Annotated in this window: 9 protein-coding genes and 1 tRNA gene; 9 read left to right on the top strand and 1 reads right to left on the bottom strand. The window is 43.0% G+C overall.

Features of this window, described 5'->3' with window-relative positions; genetic code table 11:
* The 9 genes from QZY09_RS12560 to QZY09_RS12520 form a co-directional block, all read left to right on the top strand.
* Positions 1 to 2,687 (top strand): FtsW/RodA/SpoVE family cell cycle protein (locus QZY09_RS12560; RefSeq protein WP_295672876.1); only part of this gene is annotated, 2,687 nt, incomplete at its 5' end.
* Between the two features lie 25 nt (positions 2,688 to 2,712).
* Positions 2,713 to 3,510, top strand: a complete 798-nt coding sequence (locus QZY09_RS12555) for an FHA domain-containing protein (protein ID WP_295672875.1) — start codon at positions 2,713 to 2,715, stop codon at positions 3,508 to 3,510.
* The gene (locus QZY09_RS12550) at positions 3,503 to 4,840 is read left to right on the top strand and encodes a serine/threonine-protein kinase (protein WP_295672873.1); all 1,338 of its coding nucleotides are present in this window, start codon (positions 3,503 to 3,505) and stop codon (positions 4,838 to 4,840) included. The genes QZY09_RS12555 and QZY09_RS12550 overlap by 8 nt, the downstream gene beginning before the upstream one ends.
* A gap of 256 nt (positions 4,841 to 5,096) precedes the next feature.
* Positions 5,097 to 5,183 (top strand) — tRNA-Ser (locus tag QZY09_RS12545).
* Between the two features lie 682 nt (positions 5,184 to 5,865).
* Complete coding sequence (locus QZY09_RS12540) at positions 5,866 to 6,981, top strand: hybrid sensor histidine kinase/response regulator (protein WP_295672871.1); 1,116 nt, start codon at positions 5,866 to 5,868, stop codon at positions 6,979 to 6,981.
* A gap of 9 nt (positions 6,982 to 6,990) precedes the next feature.
* Entirely contained in the window at positions 6,991 to 10,560 is a 3,570-nt protein-coding gene (locus tag QZY09_RS12535; RefSeq protein ID WP_295672869.1) for a response regulator, read from the top strand.
* An 11-nt stretch (positions 10,561 to 10,571) separates the two neighbouring features.
* Positions 10,572 to 10,943, top strand: a complete 372-nt coding sequence (locus QZY09_RS12530; RefSeq protein ID WP_295672867.1) for a response regulator — start codon at positions 10,572 to 10,574, stop codon at positions 10,941 to 10,943.
* Between the two features lie 10 nt (positions 10,944 to 10,953).
* Positions 10,954 to 11,772 (top strand): protein-glutamate O-methyltransferase CheR, encoded by an 819-nt coding sequence (locus tag QZY09_RS12525; protein ID WP_295672865.1) that lies wholly within the window; start codon positions 10,954 to 10,956, stop codon positions 11,770 to 11,772.
* On the top strand, positions 11,754 to 12,329 hold the full coding sequence (locus tag QZY09_RS12520; RefSeq protein WP_295672863.1) for a chemotaxis protein CheB: 576 nt from the start codon (positions 11,754 to 11,756) through the stop codon (positions 12,327 to 12,329). The genes QZY09_RS12525 and QZY09_RS12520 overlap by 19 nt, the downstream gene beginning before the upstream one ends.
* Positions 12,330 to 12,521: 192 nt before the next feature.
* On the opposite strand, the gene QZY09_RS12515 is transcribed toward QZY09_RS12520, so the two are convergent.
* The gene (locus QZY09_RS12515) at positions 12,522 to 16,700 is read right to left on the bottom strand and encodes a neuraminidase-like domain-containing protein (RefSeq protein ID WP_367119217.1); all 4,179 of its coding nucleotides are present in this window, start codon (positions 16,698 to 16,700) and stop codon (positions 12,522 to 12,524) included.
* Positions 16,701 to 16,710 lie beyond the last annotated feature (10 nt).

Here is a 16,710-nt window from a genome sequence, read left to right as displayed (position 1 = left end):
CGTTTTTTTCATTTGCACTTATCGCAATCGGTATTACACTCTTTCTGTTTTTAGTGTTGGGCGATATGGGGCCGGCTATTATCATCTGCTTTACATTTATCATTCTTTTCTCCTTTTCGCGGGGCGATTTTATGTTCATGGCGATTTCCGTAGTGTTTTATGTGATCATTACCTGGATCTTTAAAAATGTATGGTTATCGGCTGGGTTAACCCTTGCCATGCTGCTATTTGTTTTCTTTTACAAACGCAAACAGCTTAGCGAGTCAGCTATTATGGCGTTGATAGTTATTGCAGGCTTTTTAACCATTGACAAGATTCCCCATCTGGATAAGCTCATCCCAGGGCCTGTTGAACGGCTGGTCGAGAGAAAAGCTATTTGGCAGGATGCGTGGAACAACGAGGTTTATGGTGGCGACCAGGTGGCTAATGGCTTGTGGGCGATGGCAAGCGGAGGCGCGGCCGGGCAGGGGATTGGCGAAGGTTTTGCCAAAACCATTCCCGAGGCGCATACCGATATGATATTGCCGTCAATGGGCGAAGAGTTTGGATGGGCTGGCATTATCGCTATATTTTTATTGTTTTTGATGTACCTGCACCGGTCTATTATTATCGGCAGGCAAACAGGTACGCCTTTCCTGTTTTATTTGTGTACCGGGATAGGGGTTTGTACATTCATCCAGTTTATATTAATAGCAGGGGGATCTACTGGTGCTTTGCCCTTATCGGGCGTAGCATTACCTTTTCAAAGCTACGGCGGATCATCCCTGGTAGCCAACTTTATGGCAGCAGGCTTTCTTTTATCGGCTTCAAAAGTTAAAGGCACGCCGATCCAAATGAGCTATATCACGAAACAGCAGGACCGCAACCTGGTACCTGCTTTACTTGCCGCCTGTATCGGGATGATACTGCTGACAATCAATATTTCCAGGTACTTTTTCAATAACCGCCAATGGCTGGTAAAGCCGGCATTGGTAGCCGATAAAAGTGGCGCACGCATGTTCAGCTATAACCCACGCATCAGTATTTTAATGAATAAACTGCAGGCAGGTACGCTTTACGATCGTAATGGCTTGATCCTCGCAACCAGCAACCCTGAGCTTATCAATAAACAGCAAAATGTCCTTAGCGCGGCAGGAGTAGGGAACTACAGCCTTGATTCGGCGATGCATAAGCGGTTAACGCGCTTTTACCCTTTTGAAGAACAGATGTTTTTTTGGGTGGGCGATGCCAATACCGATGTGTTTAACGGCAGCACTAATGGCTACTTCGCTGAATACGGAGAAGCTGCCGAATTACGGGGATTTAAAATGCCCGTTTCAAGCTATAATGTACATGCCAGTTTTTTCAGGGAAGATCGTTTTTTGCCAAGGGGGATAAAAGAGATGACGGTGAGCAAAAAGGATTACAGTGCGCTTGCACCCTTGCTTGCTGCGGGCATTAACAGCGAAGAGGTGGAGGCATTTAAGAAACGAAACCGCGATGTGCAGTTAACAGTTGATGCCGATCTGCAAACCAGTATACAAAGATCTATCGCAGTGGATACGTCTTTTAACTATAAAAGGATCTCGGTGGTAATTATGGAGCCGGCTACCGGCGATGTGCTGGCTTCAGCAGTGTACCCTTTACCGCCGGTGCATAACTGGGACCTGTTAAATATGCCTATACCCGAGCAAAATAAACTGGCCCAGTGGGTAACCACTACCGACCTCGGTTTTACTTATGCCACTCAACCAGGTTCAACCGCCAAAGTGTTAACCACTATGGCGGCGTTTAACAAACTGGGGCTTGACGCAGCCAAAGTAACTTATCATATAGATGAAGCCGAGCGTATCCGCACCAAAGGCCTTGAACCCGACGAAACCGGCATAATAACGCTCGAACGGGCTGTCGCCAAATCAAACAACGTATATTTTATAAAACTGGCCAACCAACAACACCTGGAAGAGAACATGACCGACCTGTATTTAAAAACCGGGATGTTTTTGCATGGGGTAGGCGGTTATTTTTACAATAAGCCGGTTGAAAATACCGACCAGGAAGAAAAATGGCGCACTTTATGGCGTAATACCGAATTTCACACCAAACCCAAATACGATCCCAATAACATTCGACGTTCACGGTCTATGGGGATATCAGGGATGGCGTGGGGGCAGGGAGCGCTTATTGCTACGCCTGCTGCAGTTGCAAGGCTGGTTTCTGGCGTTGCCAATAACGGGAACCTGGTATCCAATAGGTTTGTATTAAAAGTTAGTGATTCATCAACAGCTGTGAAAGGTAGTATAAAGCTTGCTAACGACCAGCGTTACGCATCTCTCATAACCCAGTATATGATAGAGCAAAGCGCGCCCAAAGTGCCTGTATTGGGCATTAGTGTAGCCGGTAAAACGGGCACACCCGAAAGGATCTGGAAAAAACAAAGCATCAACGATGGTTGGTATGTGTTTTTTGCCCCAATGGCAAAGGGTAATGGCAATATAGTGGTATGTATCCGCATCGAATCTACCCGGGGCTCATCAGACGCAGTGAGACTTGCCGGACAGCATGTTATACCATTTTTATTAAAAAAGGGTTATATTAAAAATATTGTGCCCGTTAGCCGGGAGGATAGCGGGCAAAGCGATCAACCTGAAGACACAACAACGCCCGAACCGCCTGCTGCGGATACCAGTGGCACCGTGAATCAATAGATTATTGAACCCATAAGCATTAACTATGTTCGATCTGTTTAAAAAAAATGAAAATAAGGGCCCGAAAGATGTAAAGGCAGTGCGGGATACCCTATTGCGCTTTATTAAAGAAGAGTTTCAGAAAGCCGAAGGGGGAGAGGGGCGCAACATTAAGGGAATAAATATTTTCATCAGCTGCGATACCGCGGAAAAACATATCTACGAAGCTGCTGTTTACATAGGAGAAGAAGACAGGTTTAAAGGAGAAATACAGCGCATAGCCGACGATTATGCCCTCGATATCCCGGATGGATGGGAAATGGATATTGATTTTACCGAGGAATGCCCGCCGGAAGCTTCAAGGGTTGATTCGTTGAGCGCGGCGATCTTTATCCGTACAAAAGAAAATACGATACAAAGGTCGGCAACGGCTTATTTAAGGGTTTTGAACGGAGATGCTGAAAAGCAGGAGTATGAAATAAGCTCATCGGGAGGAAAAAATAATATTGGCCGCGGCAAAAAGGTGCAGGTAGAGGATGGCTTTTTCAGGCTGAACCAGGTTGCTTTTGATGCTGAAAGCACTAATGAAAGTAACAAATTTGTAAGCAGGCAGCATGCGCACATTGAATGGAGTAAGGATAACGGCTGCTTTATGCTTTTTGCCGATGATGGCGGCGTGCCGCCGCGAAATAAAATAAAGGTGAGATCGGCCCTGAGTGAAAGCCTGGTAAAACTTCATTCGGTGAGTATAGGTCACAAGCTTGCTGAGGGCGACCAGGTAATTTTGGGCGAATCGGCAGTGCTGGAATTCAGTTATCGTTCGGAAGAAAATAAAGATGGGTAAAATATTTACGATTGCAGACGGCCTTGAAAATATGGGTGCTTTACGAACAGGCGGCCAGGGGTCAGTGTATAAAGGGCGACGTATGGGACCTGTTCTTAGTGCAGTAAAAATCCTTCCTACACCCATTTACGCTGAAAGCGCCGAAGATAAAAACTACCTGAGATTTTTGAACGAGGTAGAAAAACTTAAAAAAGTTAATGAAATACCCAACCCCAATGTTGTTAAGATATTCAATTTTGGCATCACAGAAAGTGGCTCCCTGCCCTATATTGAAATGGAGTTTATTGAGGGGCCCGACCTTGAAGAATTGCTAAAGTCGCCTCATGAACCAATTTTTACTATTAAAGAAGTTATAAAGGTAGCAGATCAGTTAGCCTGTGCGTTATCGCATTGTCATAGCGTGGGTGTTAAGCATGGCGATGTTAAAAGCAACAATGTAAAGTTTAACATACATTCTGGTAACTATGTGTTGCTTGACTTCGGGCTTTCGGTAATGTCGGAAGAAGAGCGGCGGAGCAGCATGCGTCATGCCGGGGCAATTGAGTTTATGGCGCCCGAGCAAAACGAAGGGCAGATGCTGTTTCAAACGGACGTATACAGCTATGGTGTTATTTTATTTGAATTGCTGACGGGACAGGTCCCATTTCCGCTGAAAGATAATGGTGAAACCGCCCGAAACACGGTCATGGTTTCTCATATGGAAGCTCCTGTTCCGGATATTTTGGAACTGCGCCGGCAAAATATCCCTGAGAGTTGGAGTGCTGCAAAACGGGAGCATGAAATGGGGGTGCCTGCATGGTTATTGACGATGGTGGTCCGCTGTCTTGAAAAGATTCCCGAAGGTCGATATAGCAGCGGTATTGAGCTACACGACACATTGGTACTTAACAGTACTTCGACGTTGGCGGACGGCGGAACGGCAGCCATTTTAAGAGGAGAGAATGAACAATTACAGGCTGTTGTGCAAAGATACCGGGAGGAGGCCAAAAAGGAAAGTACCGGCATACGCATATCCAAAAATGTGCTGGGTGTACTTGTCCTGTTATCTTTATTGGGGATCATGGTTCTGGCACGCCCCATCTTTTTTACAAAAAACAATGCAAATTTACCTGCCGGGGATAGTTTGACAAAAGTAACCCCGGTTAACTTAAAATCTGTTTCTCCCAAACCCGTTGAAAAAACAGAGTTTTTGCCGGACACCAACAATACAAAAAAGGATACATCCGGAATCAATATACCCAACTATGATTCTGTCAGCCATGCGGGAAAATTGGCGGACCAGAAGAAGAAGCATCACAAAAAGAGAAAGAAGTTTTTGGGGATATTTTAATCGGTTTCAGTTTCAATGGACACCTGGTCTCTGAAATATTTAATACCTGTAATACAAATATAGCGTGTATTAAACGCTGAAAAACGCGGTATTGTGCTCCTTTTTTCACTGCAAAACCTGCGATAAAGAGGCGATTTAAGGTGATAGTATGATTTTTTTCATATTAATTATACAGATAATCAATTACTTAACTATTTGTTGCAAAAAACTTAACATCGAGTTTGTCAATTCGGCGCGGATTTGTACTTTTGCCCCCGGAGAGCTGGCAGAGTGGTCGATTGCGGCAGTCTTGAAAACTGTTGAACTGTGAAAGGTTCCTGGGGTTCGAATCCCTAGCTCTCCGCAAGTTATATTTCAAAACAATTTAAAAACGCTTTAAATCAATGATTTAAGGCGTTTTTTGATTTAAGGCTATTCAAATAAAACCAAAAAATCGCATAATTCTGGTGACCTGTGGGTGACCTGTCGGGTCACCGCCAATTACAATCCGCTACTTGAACGCCGCGGACACAATGTGCAACAATGGTGCCTTTTCGCTATGATGCATTCATTTACCTGGAAAAGACAAGCGCGCTACACCTTTAACCAAGCAATCATTTTTACGTTTTCGCAAAAAACGCTGATGTAAACCTGATGATGAAAGCAGTTTAATAATTGGTGTGAGGATTTGTTCAGGCGGAGTAAAATATGCCTGGAAACCTGAATATCAGTGGCCGGCCAAAAATAAAAGCAATATAAAAAAAGGTTTAAGAGGGAAGTAAATCCCCGGCTAGCCCGCTTAAATAGATTCGAAAAATAAAAAAGCTCTAAATCAATACTTTAAGCCTTTTTTTGATATTTAATATCTTTGGGTAAAACAATTTCGCAAATTTTTCCTTTCCAAATTGGTAACCTATGGCGTTTAACCACAGATAAATCGAAAGAAGACATGCGCATTTAACAAATGCGCGAGAATGCGCATCCATTTTAACTTAGTCAATACCATTAACCGGATCTTTAACGGTAATATACCAATATAAATATGAATGATACTTATTGTTGACGATAAGCAGGAAAACCTCATTGCGCTGGGGAAAACACTCGAAAGCCGGGGTTTTGAAATCGATACTGCTTTGTCAGGGGAAGATGCTTTAAAGAAATTGCTTAGAAATGACTACGAGTTGATTATTCTTGATGTGCAAATGCCAGGAATGGATGGATTTGAAGTAGCGGAAGCCGTTAGCGGTTATAGGCGGACGAGCGATATCCCTATTATTTTTTTATCGGCAGTGAATGTCAGTAAAGAATTTATTACCAAAGGCTACGCATCCGGGGGCAGAGACTACCTTGTTAAGCCTTTTGACACTGATATCCTGGTATTAAAGATCAAAACATTTGTCAAATTGAATAATATTCAACGGTCGCTGCAATTGGAAATCGAAAGACGGATAGTTGCCGAAAATAAAAAGGACGAATTTATCAGTATCGCCAGCCATGAATTAAATACGCCGCTTACGTCGATAAAAGGCTATATACAACTTGCCGGGAATGCGTTAGAAAAAATGAATATCGACCAAACCAGGATGTTTCTTGACCGTTCAAAAATACAAGTCGCTAAATTAAACAGGTTAGTTGTGGATCTGCTTGACACGACCAAAATTCAATCTGGAAAATTGCAGTTCAATTTTCAATACTTTGATTTTGGAACTTTTTTAATTAACGCGGTAGAGAATATTCAACATTCCTTTCCGGACAAAAGCATCCGGATCAAAGCGCCTGATTTATCAAAGATCCGGGTTTTTGGCGATGAGAGTCGTTTGGAACAGGTGGTTCAAAATTACCTTAGTAATGCGATAAAATACGGGCCGGAGGGCAAAGAAGTTATAATTGAAGTGCAGATTTTACCAGTTGGAACAATACAGGTAAATGTGATTGATAAGGGTATTGGTATTTCGGCAGAGCGACAACATCAACTTTTTGAAAAATTTTACAGAGTAGAGGAAAATTCCAACCGTTTCCAGGGGCTGGGAATGGGGCTTTACATTTGCGCTGAGATCGTTAAAAGACACAAGGGTACTTACGGTGTTGTAAGCGAACCGGAAAAAGGCTCCACATTCTACTTTTGTATCCCGATAAACCCAGTAATTTCTGAATTGAATTAACTATTTCATATGAGAACTACACTTGCCCGCAACTTGCAGATTGGTTTTGGTTTGTCTCTTCTATTGCTCGTTATCAGCTCGATTGCGTCCTATTTCAGCATTCAAAATTTATTAAAGAGCGCTGATCTTGTTGACCATAGCAACCAGGTTGTTCAACGGCTGGAAAGTATCATGTCTACTATGAAAGATGCTGAGACCGGGCAACGCGGTTATCTTTTAACCGGCAAGGATGAATTTTTGGAACCTTATAATGGTGCTTATGGAAAAGCGCTTCAATTGGTTGACCAGGTACAGCGGTTGACCATCAATAATCCGCAGCAACAGGTTTATACGATCCGGATAAAAGGGGATTTGATAAGACGCCTTTCAGCATTACAGACACTGCTTAGCAAAAAACGTTCAGGTGAGGCTGTTACGCTTACTGACCTAAGAATAGGGAAAGATGCAATGGATGATCTAAGGAAGGTAGTTGACAGCTCGGAGCAGGCTGAACGAACTTTGTTGAATAACCAAAATGTGGTTTTAAAGAAATTTACTTCAATAACGCCGTTGGTTATTGTTCTTGCGGCGCTGTTGGCAATCGGAGTTTCTGTGTTTTCTTATATTAAAGTGACTGCGGATATGGCGGCAAGGGCCCGGTTGCAACAAGAGCTTACAGCCAAAGAACAAGAGATTTCACGGCGAATCAATATTATTCAGCACATTGCCGAACAGATATCTGCAGGAGAATATGGTGTACGTGTTAATGATGATGAAAAAGACGACCTGGGCAGCATTTCAGTGGCATTGAACAAAATGGCGGAATCCCTGCAAAAATCGTTCAATATTTTATCAGACAACGAGTGGATGCAAACGGGAATCAGCCAACTGAATAACCAGATGATTGGTGAAAAGCCACTGGATGTGCTGATGGCTGATGTTCTCCACTTTATAGCAGGATATACCGGCAGCCAGGTTGGTGCATTTTACCTGCTTGAAAATGACGACTTATGGCTCAGGAGTAGTTTCGCAATTTCAGGAGCTCAATCCAAAATTACCATGGGCGAAGGATTGGTTGGACATGCGGCACAAAGCGACCAGGTACTGTGGCTAAAAGAAATTGCTGATGAACAAATACAGGTTGTACATGCTACAGGAGGCATAAAGCCGCGCAATTTACTTATTGTGCCAATCCATTATGAAAGCCAGGTAAAGGGGGTGATTGAATTGGCATCAGTTTATAGTTTTCCCGACCGGAAACTGGAATTTCTGAAAAATGTAGCCGACAACATTGGCATTGCCGTAGCGGGTGCACAAAATCGCCAGCGACTTCAGCAACTGCTAGAGGAAACGCAGGCCCAGTCTGAAGAATTGCAGGCTCAGCATAGCGAACTTGAAAATTTGAATACCGAGCTGGAAGCACATGCCCAAAAACTACAAACATCGGAAGAAGAATTGCGCGTACAGCAGGAAGAATTGCAGCAGACCAATATTGAACTGAGCGAAAGGAGCCGGATTATTCAGGAGCGCAATATCGAGATTCAGCAAAAGGCGGAAGAGCTTGAACGAACCACCCGTTATAAATCAGAGTTCATGGCTAATATGTCGCATGAATTGCGCACGCCGCTTAATTCTATTTTGTTGCTATCCCGGTATTTATCTGAAAATAGCGATCAAAATTTAAATGCTGAACAAATCGAATCAGCAAATGTTATCCTTAGTTCAGGAAATGGTTTGCTTAACCTGATCGATGAATTACTTGACCTATCCAAGATTGAAGCTGGCAAAATGGATCTGGAATACCAAAAAATCCCGTTAATCGAACTGGTTAACACCATGCAATCATTATTTGCGCCGGTTGCAAAAGAGAAGGGCCTGCATTTTATTATTAACCAGGAGACCGGCAATACCACTGCAATGGAAACTGACAGGATGCGGTTAGAACAAATATTAAAAAACCTTTTGTCAAATGCATTTAAATTCACAGGTAAAGGTCAGGTTATTCTTACACTGTATCAGCCGCAGGCAAATCCGGATATTTTAGAATTCCAGGTTGCTGATACCGGTATTGGAATCCCAAAAGACAAGCTTGGGATAGTATTTGATGCATTCCAGCAGGCTGATGGTTCTACCAAAAGAAAATTCGGCGGCACAGGATTAGGGCTGTCTATCAGCCGGCAGTTGGCCCGATTGTTGGGTGGAGAGATATCGCTGGTAAGCCACCCTGGTGAAGGAAGTGTATTTACGCTTATTGTACCACTAAGCCGCGAAATAGCCCCCATTTCTTTGTCGCCTGTTATTCATAATGAAGATGCGTCTTCTGACCAGGTTATTGCCGATTCAAACCGCAAAAAGTTTTTGGTACCGGTTATGCCTGATGATATTGCTGATGACCGGAGTGAAATAAAACCCGGAGATAAATCTATTCTTATTATAGAAGACGATACTCCTTTTGCTAAAGCATTACTAAATTACTCCCATAAAATGGGATATAAAGGTATCACAACTGTCAGAGGGGATTATGCACTGCAACTGGCGATTCAATATCAGCCCCTTGCTATCCTGCTGGATATCCACCTGCCTATGAAAGACGGGTGGGATGTAATGGAAGAATTAAAAACAAATAATGCTACAAGGCATATCCCGGTACACATCATGTCATCGGTTGAGGCAAAGAAAGAAAGCAGGTTAAAAGGCGCCGTTGATTTTATAAGTAAACCGATTGCCCTTGAACAAATGAAACAAATGTTTCAGAAACTGGAGGAGGTTTGGAGCCGAAATCCAAAAAAAGTGCTTATAGTGGAAGAAAATGCCAGGCATGCCCGTGCGCTGTCATACTTCCTTGACACTTTTAATGTCTCTTCAACGGTTTCCGGAAGCATCAGCGAAAGCATAGACGCATTAAATAACAGGCAAGTGGATTGTGTCATTATGGATATGGGCGTCCCTGACAAAAAAGCATATGAAACACTTGAAACGATCAAACAAAATCCAGGGCTTGAGGATCTTCCGATTATTATTTTTACTGGGAAACATTTGTCTGCAGGTGAAGAAAGCCGGATCCGCCAATATGCAGATACTATAGTTGTTAAAACCGCTCATTCTTATCAGCGGATATTGGATGAGGTGACACTTTTTCTGCACCTTGTTGAAAAACAAAAGAGTTCGTCCGCCGGGAGCAATTTGAAATCGCGAGACCTACTTGACGATGTACTTAAAGATAACACTGTTTTGATCGCTGATGATGATGTGCGAAATATATTTTCAATGACCAAATCGCTGGAAAAATATGGCATGAAAGTGATAACGGCTATTGATGGAAAGGAGGCGCTTGAACAATTGACGCAACACCCGGAAATCAGCCTTGTTTTAATGGACATGATGATGCCCGAAATGGATGGCTATGAAAGCACAACGAGAATCAGGCAGAACCCTTTATTCAAAGAAATACCTGTTATTGCCGTTACAGCAAAAGCAATGTTGGGCGACCGTGAAAAATGTATAGCGGCTGGTGCGTCTGACTATATTTCAAAACCAGTTGATATCGACCAACTCACTTCTTTATTACGTGTATGGTTATTTGATAAAAAAATAAAATAAATTTTACAGACATGAAAAAAAAACCTTCATCTATACTAATTGTAGATGATGACAGCAGAAACATTTTCGCACTTAACCTTGTTCTTAAAAGTAAAGGCTTTAGGTGTTTATCTGCAAATGATGGTGCGATGGCGTTAAAAATAATTAGTGAAAAGGCTGAAATTAATATGGTATTGCTTGATATGATGATGCCTGAAATGGATGGTTACGAGTGTATAGCAGCAATTCGCCAATTGCCCGGAAAAAGGGATCTTCCGGTAATAGCTGTTACTGCTCAGGCGATGCCAGGTGACCGCGATAAGTGTTTGGCTGCGGGCGCCAGTGATTACGTTTCAAAGCCGGTAAACGTGGATGTTTTGATCGGTATTTTAAAAAAATATTAATAATACATCTATGGAATTCCAGATCAGCGATGAGCAGGTAGAACTGCTGTTAAACGACCTGATCGAAATCTATGGTTATGATTTTACAGCGTACACCAAAGCATCAATGAAGCGACGGATTAACCGATTATATACTTTGGATCATTTCCCAAGTTTTGCGGAATTCCGTTACCGGGTACGTTCTGACGAAAGTTATTTTATCCATTTCATCGAACAGGTTACTGTTAACGTAACGGAAATGTTCAGAGATCCTTCCTTTTTTAAATTTTTAAGCACAGCGATTTTACCTGTACTGGCGACCTATCCATTTATCCGCATTTGGCATGCCGGTTGTTCAACCGGCGAAGAAGTATATTCGATGGCAATTTTACTTAAAGAAGCCAATTTATTACATAAAACGCTTATTTATGCTACAGATATTAACCCTGCTGTTGTAAAAAAAGCTACGCAAGGAATCTTTCCCATTCAGCAAATGCAAAAAAACTCAGAAAATTACCGGTTAGCAGGCGGGAAAGAGGATTTTAGCAGCTATTACACGGCAGGGTACAACCAGGTTATTTTTGATAAGGAACTCTCAAAGCGCATGGTGTTTTCTACGCACAACCTTGTGTCAGAAAGTTCATTTAATCATTTTCAGCTGATTGTTTGCAGGAACGTACTCATTTATTTTGAAAAGGAGCTTCAAGGCAGGGTATTTGAGCTTTTTGAAGAAAGCCTGGATAAGTTGGGTTATATTGCATTGGGAAGTAAAGAAACCATGCGGGTTTTTCCTGGTGTATCCAGGTTCAGGCAAGAGGGAAAGGAAAAAATATGGAGGAAAATGTCATAGCATCCAAATTGATAGTTATAGGAGGTTCTGCAGGTAGTCTTCAGATCATTCTTTATATTTTACGGTATCTCCGGACTGATTTTGCAGTTCCTGTAGTTATTGTTATGCACCGTTCAACAGACAACGAATCTACACTGGTGGATGTATTGTCAAATGCCTGCAAACTGGAAGTGAAGGAAGCCGAAGATAAAGAAAGTATTATACCGGGAAAGATTTACGTAGCTCCTGCAGATTATCACTTGCTTGTTGAGAAAAACCATTCGTTTTCCCTGGACGGTTCTGATAAAGTTCAATTTTCAAGACCAAGCATTGATGTTACTTTCCAAAGCGCGTCCGATGCATACGGAAAATTATTGTTGGGTATATTATTGTCAGGCGCAAATAATGACGGTGCAGATGGCTTTGCCGACATCCGGCGGGCGGGGGGCGTCCTAATTGTTCAGGATCCGGAAAAAGCTGTTGCAGCTACTATGCCGCAGAGTGCGATTGATAGGGGCTTAGCAGATTACGTACTTGATGCCCAGCAAATTGTTCGCTATATAAATCATTCGGCTTAAATTAACTGGCGACAGCTTAAAACAATCTCGTCCGGTTTTTTAATTATTATCAAACGGGATAGGGGATTAGCGCCAAAGTTCAATTTAGCCAGTTTTCCGGGGTAGAAAAGCGATGAGGCAAAAGAACGAAGATCATTTTTTTATTGATCTCCGTTCTTCGAAATTTACCCACCAGTTTTTTCTTTTTACCTATCAATTTAAAGTATATCTCACCACCAGCCACATATTGTCTATCGGTGTAGCAGTATCACTAATTACTAACTTCCAATCTTGCATAGGTATACCTACACCGGTTAATGAAAAGGTGTTCATCGGCTTAAAACTAACGCCGTTTCCAAAAATATTATCATTTCCGTTTTGCACAATATCAATGGCCGTTGCCGCTAGCTGTGCTTCCGTTAACGCATACACATCCTGGGCAATAATTTTATTGGGCGCAGTGCCTTTTGTGTAAACAGGCAAACGATCGATAATATTTGTTAGCATTAGCTCACGACCTTCTGCAGCGGGCGGTAATTGCGTTGCTTTATACCACTCGTTCGGGAAATCATTTTTCAAGTCGAATATAGCAAATAACCCCTCGTTCTGGCTCAAATTCTGAACGTTTTTAATGAAGTTGCCCAGGTAAGTTATTGCCGCTTTCTTTTGTTTTTCGCCCCCATTAATTGATGTGTACCTAACGGCCATAATCACGTCGGTAATGGTGCTGTAATCAATTTGTTTAAAGTCGGGTAACGACAAATCCCATTTGCTGATAACGCCGGCACCTTCAAAAGGCATATACCGTTCGTCTTTAAAGTTAAGCTCAAAAACACCGCTATCATTTTGGCCATGGCTTACAGCAATAGAGGTGATTGGGATATTAACAGTTGTAAACCGCGGGTCATCCTGTGTGGTATCCTGCGGGTAAGCGTTGCCGGGCATCGTATTTTGCCTGAACGTGTTTTGCGTCATGCTAAGCGTTGCGTTAATACCTGTATAAGGCCCGGCTACACATGGAACAGATAACGCTACCGATTTAATCCTGCGCATATAATGCCCCGGGAAATCCATATCAAATAATACTTCCGATAATTCAAACTGGCATTTACCAGTTGACCTTAGTGTCAATAATGCTATCGGGTCTATTTGACGCAATGAAATATTTTTAGTGATCTCAAAATCATAACCTCTATTCTGTTGATAGGCAGCTTCCAGCTGTTTTAAGCCGACAAACAGGTTTTCGCCAGCAAGTAACCCATCATGAGCAGCATCCCAATAACCAAACTGGATAAAATTTGAACTTGATAAACCTCTTTCAAACCGGTAAACTTTCTCTGCTTTTTGTGCCAGCCCGTATGCAAGCGAATAAACCTGGTAATACAAGGATTTTAATGAATCGCGCATCCACGAATAAAGTTGCTGATTGGTGTATTTATTTGTCAAAAAATCTAATGTTTGCTGCGAGTTATCAATAGTCTGTTGCTGATTGGTAATTTCCTGGTTGGTGATGTTGATGCGGATCTGCTGGCTGAGGATCTGTTTGTCGATCTGCTTGATCTCAAACCCGGCCAAATTTGCCTGCAGGAGCCTGTCCTGCAACTGCCTCAGGTATCCGCCTTTGCTTCTGGCTCCTGATGATTGAAAATTCAGCTCGCTAACACCTATTTGTAAACCTTGTGCTACCGCTCCCAGGGCGCTTCCAAGCTGGTCGCCGCCAATACTTACTCCGGCACCAATCCCTATGGGCTTTATATCTGCCGAAATTTGTGGGATGAGGTGTAAAATGCTCGCAAGGGTTTCAACAACTCCTACGGCGGTTTGCATATCATGTGCATCGCTTGCCTTGTCCATTTCCTCCTTTTCATACGAGGTAAGTATAAGCTCACTTTCGGTTGCAAGTGACTGCGGAGGCTCCGGCAGTGCTGTAAAGTCGGTATCGGCGCCGGGTATCTTTCCCAAATCTTGCCCAATCAGGTTTAAATAATGCTGCATCCTGTAAACCGGCGTTTCGCGGTTTTGATTTAAACCATCAAGCGCGGCGTTTGCCTCATTAACCTGCAGCTGTTTTACCTGCATAATCAGGTTTTGCATGGTGCTTTCCTGGCTGGCCCGCATACTTGCAAGCGCTTCCGCGTCTCCTTTTTCAAAGGCCGACAAAAGGTTGCCGCCCAGTGATTTTAGTTCGTTGCATAATTCAAGCGCTTTTTGCACGAGGTAATTAAAGCGGTAATTCGGCACGGGTGAGTCGAGGTCATTCAATACACTCGATATGCTCAGTCCTTGTGCTGCGGCTTGTACCAGCAACGCAGGGTCAATTGGCGGATCCCAAAGCGGTGGAAGGCTAAATACGCCCTCAATGTTCTCGCAGGCCCTTATTTTACCTAACCGGTCATCCAATGTATCCCAATAGGCAATTAGTTCCGGATTGCTTGGCAAACAGAAATACAAACTGGTTGCGAAGCCAAAAATATTGGCAAAGCCTATGTCGCCTTTGCCGATCCCTATTGGGGTATTAATTTGATTACTGAAAGGAAACGCCAGTTCTAATTCAACCATAGCATTACCGAATGCATCCCATTTGTTCAACAAGGATTTATAGGTTTCGGGCATTATTTTACCTCGTTTTGGTATCACCTGCGGCCGCTGGCCCATAATATGATAGGCCAATACATACAATTGGGTGGCCTGGTTAATCGTTTCGAGCGTATGCTGGGTAAACAAATAGTCGCCCCAGGCAATTAAATTGTCCAGGTATTTCATTACTATCCATTTCATATAGGCAACCGGGCGGCCACGAGCTATCAAATGAGGTTCAAAAGGGTTCGACCGCCATGCATTGATATCGTCATTTGCGGTATTGGCCTGCAGCATATTAAATAAATACTCCAGGTAGTTATCGGCATCTATTTGGGTGAATGGATAAAACTGCCATGCCCGCTGAGGGGTGCTGCCTGAGGCGCCCGGGTTAAATATATATTCGTACCATTGCTTTGCTGCCTGAAATTGCTGAGCGCTGCTTAGTTTACCTGCGATGGTTGCAGGCGTATGGAAAAATAATTCCCAGTTATAGATGGCATAGGGCGTTTTTAGCTCACTGTAACTCGTAACATCCAGAGAGCTGTCGAAATATGATCCGAACGCCTCATCAGTATCCGCCGGAAGTGTTAGGTTACTGCTAAAAAAATCGGCAAGGTTACCAGAGCTGTCTGAAGCTAAAATACCCAGGAGCTGGTGTGAGAACGGGTGATAAAATTCACTGCTTGTTAACGGCAGTTCTATGGTAACTGAATTAATATCGTCACTTGTATATGGCGCCGGGGCATTTAGATATGGTTCATTCGAGCCATTGTATTGCAGGGGATAAGTTGTATAAGGGTCTGTTTTATCAGTTAGCAATTGAAAATTCATAGTATTGAAATCGCTCCCTGGGCTAAACGCTGAATTGCCGGCAGAAACATGTATCGTACTTCCTGGGAAAATAAATACGTTGGGGGTATCTAGTAAAGACCCTGCCCGGGCCGGTATAATCTGCACGTTTTCGTCATTAATATCCACATAAGCGGTAAAACTATAGGTATGAATGCCAGGCAGATTCGCTGCTGTGTAATTATTGCTATCGTAAATGGCATCGTGTGAAACCTGTTTTTGTGTCCACTTGCCATTCCTGTATTCGCTCCAGGCCATTTTTATTTCCCATTGAACAGTAGGCACGTTGCCGCTTGCACTACCGCTTGCATAATTTGCCGAATCGCTGGATGCCGGAACAGTTTTTTTGGTGATTTGCGGGAAGAATATGAGCAACCTGCCATTCCACATTACCGGGGTAAGGTAGGCGCCGTTTGCGGTTATCTGGCCTGAGGTTGGGTTTTCAACATCATAGCTGGTAATGTCCACCTGTACCAGTTCCCATGGATACCAGTTACTTTCCGTCACATCAAAATAACGGTAATAAAAAAAGTAGGGGGCATTGCGTGTTCGCGAAAAGATGTGGTATTTAACTGCTGAAGTTGTACCGGCAACTGCTGCCTCTTCAACGAAAATACCTAAAACCTGCATATTGGCTACATCCTGTACAAGGAACAAGTAACTGTTAAGCGCGTCCTGAACATTTTGGGTATTGATATCTTTTTGCAGTAATTCAGACTCAAGTGCCTTATAAAAATCACTCTTGTCGTCACGAAGTGATTCCACGATCCAGTTTTCCGGGTAAAGGAAAACTTTACGGTTGGCAACCCAAACATTGTTGTATTGCATCCATTCCCACCGTTTGGCATCCAACGCATCGTTGCCTATATACGGCTCCTCCAGGCCAAGAAAACAACGTTGCACAAATAGCTGAACTGATAAAGTTCCCTGTTTTATCCTGGATGTTTCCATACACGAATCCATTTGTACGTCG

The organism is uncultured Mucilaginibacter sp., assembly GCF_903913935.1.
Taxonomy (GTDB): Bacteria; Bacteroidota; Bacteroidia; order Sphingobacteriales; family Sphingobacteriaceae; genus Mucilaginibacter.
This window is presented reverse-complemented; position numbering and strand designations above follow the sequence as displayed.

Excerpts from the sequence above, each read along its gene's own strand:
- QZY09_RS12555 (WP_295672875.1), top strand. The coding sequence starts at position 2,713 with ATGTTCGATCTGTTTAAAAAAAATGAAAATAAGGGCCCGAAAGATGTA.
- QZY09_RS12550 (WP_295672873.1), top strand. The coding sequence starts at position 3,503 with ATGGGTAAAATATTTACGATTGCAGACGGCCTTGAAAATATGGGTGCT.
- QZY09_RS12540 (WP_295672871.1), top strand. The coding sequence starts at position 5,866 with ATGATACTTATTGTTGACGATAAGCAGGAAAACCTCATTGCGCTGGGG.
- QZY09_RS12535 (WP_295672869.1), top strand. The coding sequence starts at position 6,991 with ATGAGAACTACACTTGCCCGCAACTTGCAGATTGGTTTTGGTTTGTCT.
- QZY09_RS12530 (WP_295672867.1), top strand. The coding sequence starts at position 10,572 with ATGAAAAAAAAACCTTCATCTATACTAATTGTAGATGATGACAGCAGA.
- QZY09_RS12525 (WP_295672865.1), top strand. The coding sequence starts at position 10,954 with ATGGAATTCCAGATCAGCGATGAGCAGGTAGAACTGCTGTTAAACGAC.
- QZY09_RS12520 (WP_295672863.1), top strand. The coding sequence starts at position 11,754 with ATGGAGGAAAATGTCATAGCATCCAAATTGATAGTTATAGGAGGTTCT.
- QZY09_RS12515 (WP_367119217.1), bottom strand. The coding sequence starts at position 16,700 with ATGGATTCGTGTATGGAAACATCCAGGATAAAACAGGGAACTTTATCA.